This is a genomic window from Nonomuraea sp. NPDC049129, from assembly GCF_040648495.1.
Lineage (GTDB): Bacteria > Actinomycetota > Actinomycetes > Streptosporangiales > Streptosporangiaceae > Nonomuraea.
Map to the genome: position 1 here is coordinate 232,494 of NZ_JBEZDU010000016.1, position 13,422 is coordinate 245,915.

The 13,422-nt window shown below is 68.3% G+C and carries 13 protein-coding genes; 5 read left to right on the forward strand and 8 right to left on the reverse strand.

Translation table 11 applies throughout. The annotated features are described in order from the left end of the window. Positions 1-17: 17 nt before the first annotated feature. From AB0B64_RS39710 to AB0B64_RS39720, 3 genes are all read right to left on the reverse strand, one after another. Entirely contained in the window at positions 18-1,145 is a 1,128-nt protein-coding gene (locus tag AB0B64_RS39710) for a lectin (protein ID WP_358184353.1), read from the reverse strand. A 405-nt stretch (positions 1,146-1,550) separates the two neighbouring features. Then, a complete protein-coding gene (locus tag AB0B64_RS39715; protein ID WP_358184356.1) occupies positions 1,551-2,249 on the reverse strand; it encodes a response regulator transcription factor in 699 nt (232 codons plus the stop codon). Continuing rightward, on the reverse strand, positions 2,246-3,514 hold the full coding sequence (locus AB0B64_RS39720; protein WP_358184359.1) for a sensor histidine kinase: 1,269 nt from the start codon (positions 3,512-3,514) through the stop codon (positions 2,246-2,248). Before AB0B64_RS39720 ends, AB0B64_RS39715 begins: the two co-directional genes overlap by 4 nt. A gap of 274 nt (positions 3,515-3,788) precedes the next feature. On the opposite strand from AB0B64_RS39720, the gene AB0B64_RS39725 reads away from it, so the two are divergent. Beyond that, entirely contained in the window at positions 3,789-4,190 is a 402-nt protein-coding gene (locus tag AB0B64_RS39725) for a DUF6223 family protein (RefSeq protein WP_357954032.1), read from the forward strand. Between the two features lie 28 nt (positions 4,191-4,218). Here the strand turns inward: AB0B64_RS39725 and AB0B64_RS39730 are convergent, their stop codons facing one another. The 5 genes from AB0B64_RS39730 to AB0B64_RS39750 are packed head-to-tail and all read right to left on the reverse strand — an operon-like array spanning position 4,219 to position 10,725. Continuing rightward, positions 4,219-5,034, reverse strand: coding sequence for a carbohydrate ABC transporter permease (locus AB0B64_RS39730; protein ID WP_357954030.1), 816 nt, complete (start codon positions 5,032-5,034; stop codon positions 4,219-4,221). Positions 5,035-5,093: 59 nt separating this feature from the next. Then, on the reverse strand, positions 5,094-6,026 hold the full coding sequence (locus tag AB0B64_RS39735) for a sugar ABC transporter permease (protein ID WP_358184362.1): 933 nt from the start codon (positions 6,024-6,026) through the stop codon (positions 5,094-5,096). Then, positions 6,023-7,318 (reverse strand): ABC transporter substrate-binding protein, encoded by a 1,296-nt coding sequence (locus AB0B64_RS39740; protein ID WP_357954026.1) that lies wholly within the window; start codon positions 7,316-7,318, stop codon positions 6,023-6,025. The genes AB0B64_RS39735 and AB0B64_RS39740 overlap by 4 nt, the downstream gene beginning before the upstream one ends. Before the next feature lie 30 nt (positions 7,319-7,348). Then, positions 7,349-9,490, reverse strand: coding sequence for a hypothetical protein (locus AB0B64_RS39745; RefSeq protein WP_358184365.1), 2,142 nt, complete (start codon positions 9,488-9,490; stop codon positions 7,349-7,351). 2 nt (positions 9,491-9,492) lie between these two features. Beyond that, positions 9,493-10,725 (reverse strand): family 1 glycosylhydrolase, encoded by a 1,233-nt coding sequence (locus tag AB0B64_RS39750; RefSeq protein WP_358184368.1) that lies wholly within the window; start codon positions 10,723-10,725, stop codon positions 9,493-9,495. A gap of 226 nt (positions 10,726-10,951) precedes the next feature. Between AB0B64_RS39750 and AB0B64_RS39755 the strand changes: the two genes are divergently transcribed. From AB0B64_RS39755 to AB0B64_RS39770, 4 genes are all read left to right on the forward strand, one after another. After that, positions 10,952-11,953: a LacI family DNA-binding transcriptional regulator gene (locus AB0B64_RS39755; RefSeq protein WP_358184370.1), complete on the forward strand. Its 1,002-nt coding sequence runs from the start codon at positions 10,952-10,954 to the stop codon at positions 11,951-11,953. Positions 11,954-11,985: 32 nt separating this feature from the next. Further along, entirely contained in the window at positions 11,986-12,630 is a 645-nt protein-coding gene (locus tag AB0B64_RS39760) for a sugar-binding domain-containing protein (RefSeq protein ID WP_357954018.1), read from the forward strand. Beyond that, positions 12,537-12,734 (forward strand): hypothetical protein, encoded by a 198-nt coding sequence (locus AB0B64_RS39765; RefSeq protein ID WP_358184441.1) that lies wholly within the window; start codon positions 12,537-12,539, stop codon positions 12,732-12,734. Before AB0B64_RS39760 ends, AB0B64_RS39765 begins: the two co-directional genes overlap by 94 nt. Positions 12,735-12,819: 85 nt before the next feature. After that, complete coding sequence (locus tag AB0B64_RS39770) at positions 12,820-13,398, forward strand: TetR/AcrR family transcriptional regulator (RefSeq protein WP_358184373.1); 579 nt, start codon at positions 12,820-12,822, stop codon at positions 13,396-13,398. Positions 13,399-13,422: the final 24 nt, after the last annotated feature.

The following is a 13,422-nucleotide window of genomic DNA, read 5'->3' on the forward strand; positions in this document are numbered from 1 at the left end:
TCACAGCGAGAGTGATGTCATGGGTTGGCACGGCTCCAGCGCTGGTTGGCGGCGCCGCCGCAGGACCAGATCTGCAGCTTGGTGCCGTTGGAGGTGGCGTTGTTCGGCACGTCCAGGCATTTGTTCGCGCCGACCGCCGTGATGGTGCCGTCGGAGTTGAAGCGCCACTGCTGGTTGCTCTGTCCGTTGCAGTCCCAGATCACCACCTGGGCGCCGTCGGCGCTGCTCCGGTTGTACACGTCCAGGCACTTGCTGCCGTAAACCCGCAGCTCGCCCGCACTGGTCGGCGTCCAGCTCTGGTTGGACTGACCGTTGCAGTCCCAGATCTGCACCGACGCGCCGTTCGCCTGCGAGGCGGCGGAGACATCCAGGCATCTGCCCGAACCCACGCCCCTGATCGCCCCCGCACCCGGCGTGGGGGTGCCGCCCCCGGGTTGGCCGATGCTGCCGGATACCGACTGCAGCGCGCTGTACCAGGCGGCGGCCATCTTGTCGTAGCCGCCGGCGGTGGGGTGGATGCCGTCGATCAGGTCGGAAGTGGTCAACTTGCTGTGCATGTCGACCAGGTGGACGTGCTTGCCGCTGTTCACCTTGCTCTGGACGATGCCGGGGATCGCCGCGTTGAAGGTCCGGGCGGCGGACTCCTGACCGGAGTTGGACAGCGGGATGATGGTCGCGACGAAGACATCCGCGTCCGGCACGGCTGTGGTGATGTGGTCGATCAGCGTGGACAGTCGCTGCGGGGCACCGGCAAGGCTGTAGTTCTGCAGGACGTCGTTGGTGCCGATGTGCAGCAGCAGTGTGCGCGGTGTGTACGTACGCAGCCAGCCGGTGATGTTCGCGTCGATCTGGTCGATCCGCCACCCGGGATGACCCTCATGATCGTGGTCACCCAGGCTGCCCGGCCCATTGAACTGCGACCCGACGAAGTCGACCGTGTAGCGGCCGGCGGCCAGGCGCTGCCACAGCCCGATCCGGTACCCGCCCGGCACCTGCGTGCCCTCGGTGATCGAGTCGCCCAACGGCATGACCCGTACCCCGCCGTTGGACTCCGCGCCGGCGACCCCCGCCTGCATCGCTACACCCGCTACCACCAAGGCGACGGCCGTAAGCGCGGCCGCCCACCATCGTCCCCATGTACGCATGCTCAACGCCTCGCCACTGTCAGCGAGCGGGGAGCGTCGATCAGTAGTGTTCGCGCTAACATACTGGATCCTTAACCTCGTGAACGAGTTCTCGGAGTACGGATGCGGCAGCCGAGGGCGAGCCGGCCGTCCGTCCTCATCTGCCGGAACTTGGCGAATAAGGGAGCGCATGCCATTGTGAGCGCTAACAGCTCATCGGGATCCAGAGCTCCTTTCCACGTACACCGACTGAGATGGTGGTGTGGCGGAGCAAATATGACGGGGAAAGATCCGTCAAGGGTCCGCCCCCTCCGTCACGGTTCCGCCGCTCCCCGGAGTGGCCCGATCTGGCCTGACGGCGTGCGATCCCGCTGTCACAGCGGGGCAGGTGCTGAAACGTTCATCCCGTGGCGGGGTGGCCGTGTCCTACATCGTGGGGCTGACCAGTCCTGTCTGGTAAGCGATGACGACCAGTTGCGCACGGTCGCGCGCACCCAGTTTCGCCATCGCGTGGCTGACATGGGTGCGCGCGGTGGCCGGGCTGAGAAACAACTCGGTACCGATCTCGCTGTTGCTCAGGCCCTGTCCCACCAGGGCCAGCACTTCGCGCTCGCGCCCGGTCAGCACCGCGAGCCGTTCCTCCGCGGCCTGCGCGGCTGTTCGTCGCGCTGTGAACTGGCCGATGAGGCGTCGGGTGATCCGTGGCGCGAGCAGCGCGTCCCCGGCGGCGACCACCCGGATGGCATGCAGGAGCTCGGCCGGTCCGGCGTCTTTGAGTAGAAAGCCGCTGGCACCGGCCTGCAAGGCGTCGAAGACGTACTCGTCGGTGTCGTAGGTGGTGAGGATGATGACCCGGACCTGCTCCAACCCGCGCGTCTGGGCGATCTGGTCGGTGGCTTGAATCCCGTCCACCTTCGGCATGCGGATGTCCATGAGCACGACGTCGGGGCGGGCGGCGCGGGCCCGCTCGACGGCTTCGGCGCCGTTGGTGGCCTCTCCCACCACCGTGATGTCGTCCTCGAGGTCGAGCAGGACCTTGAACCCGGAACGCACGAGACCCTCGTCGTCGGCGACCAGCACCTTGATCGGAGCGTTGGTCAACGGTGAGGCGGCTGCCGCGTTCACAGAAGCGACCCGGTCGGCGCGAGGGGCAGTCGTGCCTTGACTTCGAACCCGCCGCCCGGAAGCGGGCCGGCGTCGAGTTCTCCGCCCAGCAGTTGACAGCGCTCGCGCATGCCGAGGATCCCGCGGCCGGGCGTCGGCTGAGCGGGGGCCGAGCCGCCGGTGCCGGTCAGCTGCCGCGCCGGTAGGTGCGCATCCGCGAGGCCAACACCTGAGGCGGCACGGCGGCCCTCGTCGGTCACGCGGATCTCCAAGACCTCCATTCCGGGGTTCAGCGCGACCGTCACCCGAGTCGGACCGACGTGGCGGATCACGTTGGTGATCGATTCCTGAAGGATCCGATAGGCGACACTGCCCACCGCACTCGGCAACGGCGCCGCGGGCGAGGTCTCCTCGAGCTCGATGTCGAGACCGGCCGCGCGGGCCTTGGCGGTCAGTTCGTCGATCTGCCCCAGCCCGGGGTACGGCACGCGCCCGTCGTTGTCGTCACCGTCGTCGTCACGGAGCACGCCGAGGATGGCCCGCATCTCCCGCAGCGCCCGCGAACTCGTCTGCTCGATGGCTCGCAGCGCCTCGCGCGCCACTTCCGGCCTCTTGTCGAGCACGTGCGCGGTGACACCGGACTGGACGTTGATGATCGCTATGGCGTGCGCCACGGTGTCGTGGACCTCGCGCGCGATCCGGAGCCGTTCGGCGTCCACACGCGCCCGCGCTTCCTCCTCGCGAGTCCGTTCGGCCAGCTCGGCGCGCTCCTGAGCTTCGGCCGCGATGATCTTTCGGGACCGGACGGACTCGCCAAGGGCCACGCTCATGACCGACGCACCGATCCGGAAGTACACCCAGCCGATGGCGGCGCGTGGCTCGATGTCGGCCGCGGCGACCAGCCAGGCGATGGCGAGCACCGAGGTGCCCACGCCGGCGATCACCAGCGACCGGCGCCCGTCCCCGTAGGCGGCGACGGTGTACAGGGCGACGAAGAGCCCGAGCCAGCCGGGCCCGTCCGGGAAGCCAAGGCCGTAATACACCAGGCTGACGAGCGCGGCGGTGACGAACACCGGCACCGGCCACCGGCGGCGGACGACGACGACCACACCACTGGCGACCAGCAGGACATACCCCAGGTTGCCGAGGTCGCCAAGGGGGCGCTGCACCACCTCGCCGGTGTTGCGGACGATCGTCCCTTGAACCTGCATCACGGTGATGAACAGCGCGACCAGCACATCCTGCGCCGGCACCGGCAGGCGCAACGACACGGCGCGGTGTTCCATGCCGCGATCCTACGGTTCCCGCGCGTGAGAACACTCCGCCCAGACGCGCGGCCGCCTACGACGACGGGCGTACCGAGACACGAGTCGGCTACGCAGAACTGCGTAGACGCTGCCATCCGCTGTCGGAGGCCGCGCTTGCCTCGACGGCGCGACGATCGATTCCGTGAAACCCCTCCCTCACCGGCACCTCGACCGGCACAGGCCGAGTCACCGCGCCGCACACGCTGCCGACGCCCTTCATCCGACCGAAAGGGTCCTCATGTTCGTCCGTCGCATGCTAGCCACCGCCGTAGCCGCCCTGCTCGGCATTTCAGCACTCGCCACACCGGCAGCCGCGCAGGTTCTGGTCCAGCCCGTCGATGCTTACACCTTGACCGCCGGACGTCTCTGGTCCTTGGTGGCCGCGCTGCTGGGGCTGGTCGGCGTCGCCCTCGGCGGGCTGGCCCTGGCCCGCTCCGCCGGTCGTATCGGCACCGGCACCGGGAGAAGGGGAGCCATCGTGGCCCTGGCTGCAGGGCTGGCCTGCACAGTCATCGGCGGGCTGGTGGTGGCCGCCGCCGACGGTGGTCCCGGCACCGGCTACGGAATAGTCGGGGGCTACGTGGACCTGGTGGTCGGGTTGATCGCCATGGTCCTCGGTGGGCTGGCCCTGGCCCGCTCCCGCCGCAAGGCTTGACGCCCACCGACTGAGGAGCTGACGCGGCCTACTTGATCGCGCCCGCGCCGATGCCCTTCACGATGTGACGCTGCGCCATCAGATAGAAGATCACCACCGGCACGATCGAGATGGTCGTGGCGGCCAGGAGGATCTGCTGCTGTGGCGTCTCGGCGGAGGTGAAGGCGGTCAGACCGCGCTGGACGGGCATGAGGGAGTTGTCGTCGAACAGGACGAGCGCCATGAGGTACTCGTTCCACGCCCCCAGCCCTTGGATGACCGCCACGGCGGCGAGGCCGGGCCGTGCCAGCGGGAGGATCACATGCCAGAAGACGCGCAGCGGACCGGCACCGTCCAGCGCGGCCGCCTCCTCCAGAGCGCGGGGCTGGCTGACGAAGAAGCTGCGCATGATGAGCGTCGACATCGGGATGCCCGAGGTGATCAGGACCAGCACATAGCCCACGGGATTGTTCGTCAGGCCGAGTGAGATGAGCAGTTTGTACTGCGCCAGGAACATGGCGGGCGCAGGGATGATCATCACGGCGAGGATGACGAACGTGAACACGCCCTTGCCCGCGAAGTCGAGTCGCGCGAGCGCGTACCCGGCGAGGCTGGACACCAGCAGAATGCCGAGGACGGCGGAGCCCGTGTAGATCACGCTGTTGCGCAGATAGACGCCGAGCTCGCCCTGGACCCACGCGGTCACGTAGTTGCCCCACTGCGGGTCGGCGGGCAGGAAGCTGTCGTTCGAGAGCAGCTCCGTGAGGCTCTGCAGTGATCCGGACAGCATCCACAGCAGGGGGAACAGCGCGATCAGCGCGGCGACGCCCAGCAGCCCGTACAGGCCGACCTTGTCGAGGCGCATCCTCCGACGAGGTTCTGAAGCGATGGACATCTCGTCGGCCCTTCCTGTCGTCCGGCTGCTCATACGCGGGACCTCCGCCTGGTGATCGCGAGCTGGATCACGGACAGCAGTACGAGGGCGCCGCCGAAGATGACCGACATGGCCGCGGCGCTGCCGTAGCGCCAGTTGACGAACGCCTCGTTGTAGATCGCGAGGGTCGGCACCATCGTGTGCTGGCCCGGTCCGCCGTTGGTCAGCACCTGTACGGTCCCGAAGATCTGGAGCGCGGCGAGCAGGGTCAGCAGGCTCACGATCGACGTGACCGGAGCCAGCTGTGGCCAGGTGATGTACCGGAACTTCGACCAGCGGTTCGCGCCGTCGAGGTCGGCGGCCTCGTACAGTTCCTTCGGCACGTCCTGCAGCCCCGCGAGGAAGAGCAGGAAGCCGAATCCCCAGTGAAACCAGACGAACACCGCCGCCACGACGGGCAGTGCGACGGCCGGCTCGCCGAGCCAGTTCTGCTGGAGCGCGCCCAGACCCACCAGGCCCAGGAGCCGATTGAGGATGCCGGACCCAGGGGCCAGGATGAACGAGAACAGCAGGCCGACGACCACCACCGACAACACGCCCGGCAAGTAGAAGACGGTGCGGAAGAACGTCTTGCCGCGGGCGACGCTGTTGACGGCCAGCGCCATGACCAGGGCGATTCCGTTGCCGAGGAAGAAACCGACGACACCGAAGAAGACGACGTTGCGCATGGACGCCCAGAAGATCGGGTCGGACGCGACGAAGTCGTAGTTGGCCAGCCCCACCCACGGGGTGTCGGGGCTGACGCCGTCCCATGACTGGAAGCTCAACAGGATCGCCTGCGCGAACGGCGTGATCGTGAAGATCCCGATGAGCGCGATGGCCGGAGCCAGGAACAACCAGCCGATCAGGTTGCGCCGGAGGGCGCGCCTCCCGTGCGGCGTCCTTCGCCGCCCCACGGGAACCGCGAGTCGCGACGTCGTCATGACGTGCGATCCTGCGCCGCCTGGATCTTGGCGAGTACGTCGTCCACCGTCGCCTCGCCCAGCACCAGCCGCTGAGACTCCGCCCTGATCGCGGTGATCACGTCAGGCTTGAAGGTCGTCGACATGACCTGCATGCCCTTCACCCCGGCGGCGAAGCCCGCGAGCTGGTCGGGGATGTCCGCGCCGGCGAGGAGTTCCGGGTTGCTGGGAAGGATGCGAGCGACCTTGGCGAACACCGCCTGCTGCGCGGGCTCGGTCAGCCACTTCACGAACGCCAGCGCCTGCTCAGGATGGTCGCCCCTCGGATTGATCACCGCGCCCTTCCCGGGGATACCCGGCGAGCGCGGCTCGTGGACGCTTCCGGGAGCCTTGGGCAGCCCGGTGGAGAAGTAGTCCTCGAACTCCGGGTTCGTCCTCAGGCCCACCGAGACACCGGGAGCGGCGTCGAAGATCGCGCCCATCTTCTTGGTGAAGAAGGACGACTCCACGTTCGGGTGGTCGTCCTGACCGCCGGGAATGGAGTTGTTCGCGATGACGCCCGCCTTCTTCAGGTCGACCAGGAATTGGAAGGCGTTACGCCAGCCATCCTGTTTCCAGGTCGATTTCCCGTTGAGGGTTGCTTCGATCTCGGCGTCCGTCAGCCAGTTCGAGGCGACGGCCTGGATGAAGTTCGGTGTCTGCGAGGCCGCGATGGAGAATTTGCCGCCGTTCGAAGCGGCGAGCGCGTCGATGAACGCGGCCGTCGTCGCGGGCGGCTTTTTCGCCGACATTCCGGTCAGCGCCGGGTTGATGAGGAGGCCGTATGTTTGCGTCTCCCAGTGCACCGCGTAGACGCCGGGCTTGACCCCGAGGTTGTTGCCTTCCTTGAACGTCGACATCGTGAGCACGGCGGGGCTGAAGTTCTTGCTCCAACCGGCATTCAGCTGGGCGGAAAGGTCCATCGCCCAGCCGGCCTTGTAGAAGGGCGCCATCTGAGTCGCGTCGAACGACGAATAGATGTCGGGCATGGATCTGGACTGCGCCTTCGCCTGGAGCTTGGGCAGATAGTCGACCGGGCCGGGCGTGTCAATGGTGATCTTGACGCCGGTCTTCGTGGTGTACTGCTTCGCGAGTTGGGTGAGCGCGGCCTCTTGTCCGCGCGACTGGTTCATGAAAGTCAGTCCGACGTCCCCGGTGGCGGATTTGCCGGACGACGAACAGGCGGCCAGGGCAAGCGCCCCAACAATCGCCAATGATCCGGCCGCGATGATGGTGCGGCGACGGGCGCCGCGTGCTGTGGAGTTGGTACCCATGGTCCTCGCCTCTTTCGTGTACATGAGGAGCTATTCAGGGGTGGACATGGCGCTCGGGCGGGGGAGCGCGCCCAGTCCTTCTGAGGTGATCAGCCAGCCGTCGGGAAGCTCTGCCCCTTGGTCGACCGCCGTGGCGATGTGCGCCATCGCGGCCAGCAGTCCGCCGTTCGCCGGCAGATAAATCGTGAGAAATCCCGGCATTTGCGGATTGTGTCCGTTGGGCAGGAACACGTTTTTGGGCGACGGGAGCAGGAGGGCGTCGATCGCACGGCCGACGTCGCCGAGGCGGGCCGCGGTCATCGCCATGACGGGGTAGTCCCAACCCCAGCTGGACTGCAGGTCCCAGTGCTCCCATACGGAGTCGAGCGTCGCCGACATCGTGGCCGGGTCCACGAGGCCGGTCTCCGGTAGCCACCCCAACGCCATGAGCATGGACGGGTGATCTTTACGGATGAGCAGCGGAGGCGTCGCGATCGCGGCGTATGTGCCGTCGGGCAGTAACGCGGGCCGGCTCATGTTCCGCGCCACCCGGTCCCACTCCTCGTTCGGCTCGAGACCGAGCCGAGTTCGCCACTCGTTCGCCACGCCGAGCGCCCACGACCAGTACGCCAGCTCGAACGTCGGATCGGTGGTCGTCGCCCGGTCGACGAGGTAGCTCTCCTGCGCGGGGATGAGCGGGGGCGGCAGCCCGAACGATCCGTCGCGTTCCTCGGCGAAGTCGGCCATGAAGTCGGCGGTCGCCTCGACGAGCGGGTAGTGAGCACGCAGGAACGACTCGTCGCGTCCCTCGCCACGCAGCAACTCCAGCAGGTAGATCACGTGCGGCTGCTGCCACAGGAGGAAGACGCCAATGTTGCTCGGCGACTCGCGCGCGGACGGATCGGTCTGCTTCGGCCAGCGGGCTCCGCGGTACCCCTGCCGGCGGGCGGTCGCCTTCGCCGCCTCCAAGGCGCCGCGATACCAACGCATGCTGCGCTCGAGCAGTCGCCCCCGGCCCCACATCGGGAAGTGCGCCGCATGCCACCAGTGCATCTCGAGGTGGAACTTCCCCGACCAGGTGTTGTACGTCAGACCGGACTCCGCGGCAGGCGTGACGCCGGCGCTGTTGACGGCCATGAGGTACTGCGAGACAACGATGCGACGTTCCAGTTCTGGGGCGCGCGCGTCCGTGCTCCCAGCGAGACTGACCGCGGCACCGGTATTCCAGTGCTCTGCCCACCAGGTCTCCGAGGACTGACTGACGGTGGAGAAACCGTCTTCGTCCTGCTGCCTGCCATCATCCGGACTCAGCGTCACCACCACTTCGAGGACAGTGGCGTCTGTGCGCGCGACGGCTTCCTCCCGCAGGCTGCCAGTGGTGCGGACGTCTACGCTGTAGGTCAGCGCCTCCACCGTGCGCCGTGCGTTCCAGTGGCACTCCGTCCGCCGGTCCCAGACCGTCTCTTGCGCGAGCGGGAGTTCGAAGGCGGCCAGGTCGTCCGGCTGCTCGTCGAACACCCACGCGACGCCCCATCCGCGCGGCAGAAGCTCGGACTCGACCCGCACCGCGAAGCGGTGATCCCGTGGGTCGGCGACGGTGGTGACGCGGACGCGCGCGCCGTCGAGGATGTACTCGGCCCGGACCGATCCCGTCCACAGGTCGAGCTCGGTGCGGACGTCGGTCAACGCGGTCGGATCGTCGAGCCCCGTCCCGTCGGGCCGGACCAGGGCGAGGCGGCCGAGGTGAGCGCGGCGGGGATTGAAGTGGTACCACGCGCCCGCGACGAACTCGTCGGCGATGGGGTCGCCGGCCCGTTGGAGACCCATGCGGTCGAGGTACGGGACCGGGCCGCGGGACGTCTCGTACAGGGTGGTCGCGTCCTCGAGCCGGAGCTCCCGGTCGGTGCGCGTCTCGTACCAGCCCCAGGTCGACTGGGTGCGCAGCGGGATCTGGAAGTCGTCGGCGTCGAACACGCGCGGGTACTGCTCCGGCAGACCGGACAGACCATCGCGAACGACGCGGTGCGGGTCGGGGACGAGCTCGTGGAAGGACGGGAACGTCTGCAGTCCGGAGATGTCGACCGTCAGCGCGATGTCACCGTTGCCGACCGTGAGGACGTCAGCGGGGTGCGCGGACGTCAGCACGGGGTTGTGCCGTCGCACGAGTTGGCGCCGATCGATTGCTTCGGGCATCGTCAGGTCCCGCCGTCTTGGAGCGCGCCGGCCTTGGCGACGCCACCCAGCCACGCCAGGCTCGGCTTGGGCCGGCGCTCGAAGGTCTCCCGGTCGACGGCGACGAGGCCGAACGTCGGGTCCCAGTGGCCCCACTCGTAGTTGTCGAGCAGGCTCCAGTGAATGTATCCCCGCACGTCCACGCCGCCTTCCATCGCTTCGGACAGCGCGGCGAGCGCGGCGGTCGTGTAGGCGACGCGCCGGGAGTCGTCGCCGGTCGCGATGCCGTTCTCGGTGACGACGATCGGGACGTCGGGTAGCACGTCGGCGGTGTGCCGGACGGCGATGCCGAGGGCGTCAGGGCGGTACGCCGTACGCACGAGGGTGTTGTCCGGGCGCACGGGGTGCGGTTCGATACCGTCCAGCCCCACCCACTGAGCCGAGTAGGCCTGCACCCCGATGAAGTCGTCGTCACGCGCCGCCTCGAGGTAGAGGTCCTCCCAGACGTACTCCAGCTCCCGGCGCACTTTCTCCGCACCGGGGCGGGTTTCGAACGCGCGGCTCGCGACCGACCAGCCCACCCGAGCGTCCGTGCGCTCCCGCAGCGCGTCCCGCGCCGCGTGGTGGGCCTCGATGAGACGGCGTCCGATCCCCACCGGCGGAGCCGGCTTCGCCGGCCGGGGCGTGTCCGCCTCCAGCGTGGGGCTCAGCCACTCCATACCCGAGTCGGGGTCGAGCGTCGCCTCCGCCTCGCGCACCATGATCGCGAGCATGTTGGGCTCGTTGATGGTGCAGACCCACTCGACGCCGTCGAGGATCGAGGTGGCCGTCTCGACGTAGGCGCGGAAGCGGTCCACGGCCCGTTCTCCGCGCCAGCCGCCCTCCTCGGCGAACCACCTCGGCGAGGTGAAGTGGTGGATCGTGACGAACGGGGTGACGCCCGCGGCCAGGCATTCGTCGATCATGCGCCGGTAGTGCGCGAGCGCCGCGCGGGACACCCTCCCGGGGGCCGGCTCGATGCGGGCCCACTCGATGCCGAAGCGGTAGGTGTTCAGGCCCGATTCCGCGACGAGCCGGATGTCCTCGGCGTATCGGTGGTAGCTGTCGAGGGCATCGCCGCTGCGATCCGCTCCTGGCATGCGCTCCTCCTGCGCCCAGAAGTCGCTGTTGACGTTGTCGCCCTCGACCTGGTGCGGTGCGGTCGCCGCGCCCCAGAGGAAGCCGTCGGGGAAGGTGTGCATGCGTCTCTCGATCATGTGTCGGTGCGGCGGTGGCCGTCGGTGCCGGCCCCGGAATGCGAGTCAACGTAGCCGTTACGTCGCGAGCAGGTCAAGGAAAAATGTGTACCGGTCTACGGCGTTACTACCAGCCAGATCATTCGTAGTTTCGATCTTCCGCTATCTTGCATAGACCGGTCTACGTTCTCATCAGGGCTCGGTTCGAGAAGGGATGCCCATGGTCGCGCCTGAGCGACGAAGACGAGTGACCATTTCCGACGTGGCGAAATACGCCGGGGTCTCCAAGGCGGCGGTCTCGAAGGTCATCCGGAACGACTACGGGGTCAGCGAGGCCATGCGTGACCGCGTCCAGCGGGCCATCGACGAGCTGGGCTATCGCCCTCAGGCGGCCGCGCGTGCGCTGCGCGGACGGGCGTACACCATCGGCGTGCTCCTGCGGCACATCGGGATCCCGTTCTACGCCGAGATCATGAGCGGCCTGGTGGAGCAGCTCACCGAGTCCGGCTACCAGGCGATCATGATCCAGGGCGGCACCCAGGACAAGACCGAGAAACGTGCCCTGGACGCTCTGACAGACCGGCAGGTGGACGGCATCCTCATGATCGCTCCGCTGGCCGGCCGCACCCAGCTGGAGCAAGTGGCCCGCGACATCCCCACCGTGGTGCTCGGCAGGCACGACCGCTCGCCGGCCTACGACTCGATCGTCGACGACGACCGGATCGGCTCCGAGCTCGTCATGGAACACCTGATCGCGCTGGGCCACCGGCGCATCGCGCACATCACCTTCCAGCAGGAGCACGGTCGCCCGGCCGACCAGATGCCGCGCATCAGGGCCGAGACCTACGAACGCGTGATGCGTGATCACGGGTTCGCCGACGAGATCGCCGTCGCCGCGACCTCCTACTCCGAGGAAGGCGGACATCGCGGCGCCCGCGAGTTGCTGAGCCGCTCTCCGCGCCCCACCGCGATCTTCGCCGGGACCGACGAGGCGGCTCTAGGCGTCCTGGCCGCGCTGCACGAGGCCGGCCTGTCCGTCCCGGGCGACGTCTCCGTGGCCGGCTACGACAACACCAGGCTGGCCGCCCATCCCCGCATCGCGTTGACCACCGTCAACCAGGACGGAGACGTCATGGGCCGGACGGCGGGGCGGTTGCTGCTCGAGCGCATCGAAGGCCGCTCGGCGGCGGTGCACTTCTCGGTCATTCCCCGCCTGGTCGTCCGGCGCTCCACCGCGTCTCCCTCTTGATCTTCCGGGAAACTCTCACTCCGAGGAGCTACGTGATCCGCGCATCGTTCAACGACAACTGGCAGTTCCGTCCGAAGGTCAATCCCTTTGCCGAACTGGCCGGAATCGCGGTCCCGTTCGAGCCGGTGACCGTACCTCACGACGCGATGATCACCCGCGACCGCGAGGCCACCGCGGACGGCGCGGCGACCGCTTATTTCCCCGGCGGCGCGTACGAGTACCGCAAGACGTTCTTCGTACCCGAGGAGCACCGGGGCAAGCGGATCACGCTGGAGTTCGAGGGCGTCTACCGGGACGCCACCGTGTTCGTCAACGGGAACTACGCCGGGCAGCGCCCGTACGGATACTCGCGGTTCTTCATCGACGCCGACCGGTTCCTGCGGTTCGGGGAGAACAACGAGGTCCGGGTGGAGTGCCGCACTCATCAGGACTCGCGCTGGTACTCCGGCGCGGGCATCTACCGCGACACCTGGCTGCTCGTCGGCGAGGTGGTCCGCATCAGCCCGGACGGCGTGCACGTCACCACGCCGGACATCCCGCGGCCGACCGGCCCGTACGCGTGGAGGTCTCCGGCGACGGAAGGCTGCTCGGCTTCGGCAGCGCCGACCCGTCGAACAAGGAACGGTTCGACGCGACCGAGCACCACACCTACCAGGGCCGCGCGCTCGCCGTGGTGAAGCCGACCACACCCGGCGACATTCGCCTGACCGCCGTCGCCCCGGACTGCGACCCGGTCGAGGTATTGGTCAGGGTCGAAAGCCGGACCGGCGACCACGACTGATGCCTTCGTTCGGCTTGCCCGAGCCGGGTGCTGGGCTCGCCCCTGGTTCTTGACTGATCTGTACAGAATCCGCTAGCTTCGGCCCATGGGCAGACCCCGGGAGTTCAGCGATCATGCCGTAGTGGACGCCGCGATGGAGGTGTTCTGGGAGAAGGGCTACGAGGCGGCCACCACCCAGGACCTGTGCGCGCGCACCGGACTCGGCCGCGGCAGCCTGTACAACGCGTTCGGCAGCAAGCACCGCCTGTACGAGGAGGCGGTCCGCCGATACGCGCAGACCAAGGGCGCCGCCCAGCTGGCGATGCTGGCCGAACCCGGATCGGTGCGGGAGCGGCTGCGGGAGATGATGCTGGGCGTCATCGACGCCGACCTGGCCGACCCCGGCCGGCGTGGCTGCCTGGCCCTGAACGCCGCGACCGAGCCGAGCGGGCGCACCGGCGACGTCGCGGCGCTGGTGCGGCGGCAGTTCACCGACCTGGAACAGGAGCTCTGCCACCTGGTGGCGGTCGGCCAGCGCACGGGCGAACTGTCCGCCGACCGGCCGCCGCTCCAGGTGGCGCGGACGTTCCAGAGCGCGTACTACGGCCTGCGCGTGCTCGCGAAGGTGACCGACGACAGGAATGCCCTGCTGGACGTCGTGGAAGGGGCGCTCGCGGCCCTGTAAGGCCCGCGTTCGGTGGTCCGCGTA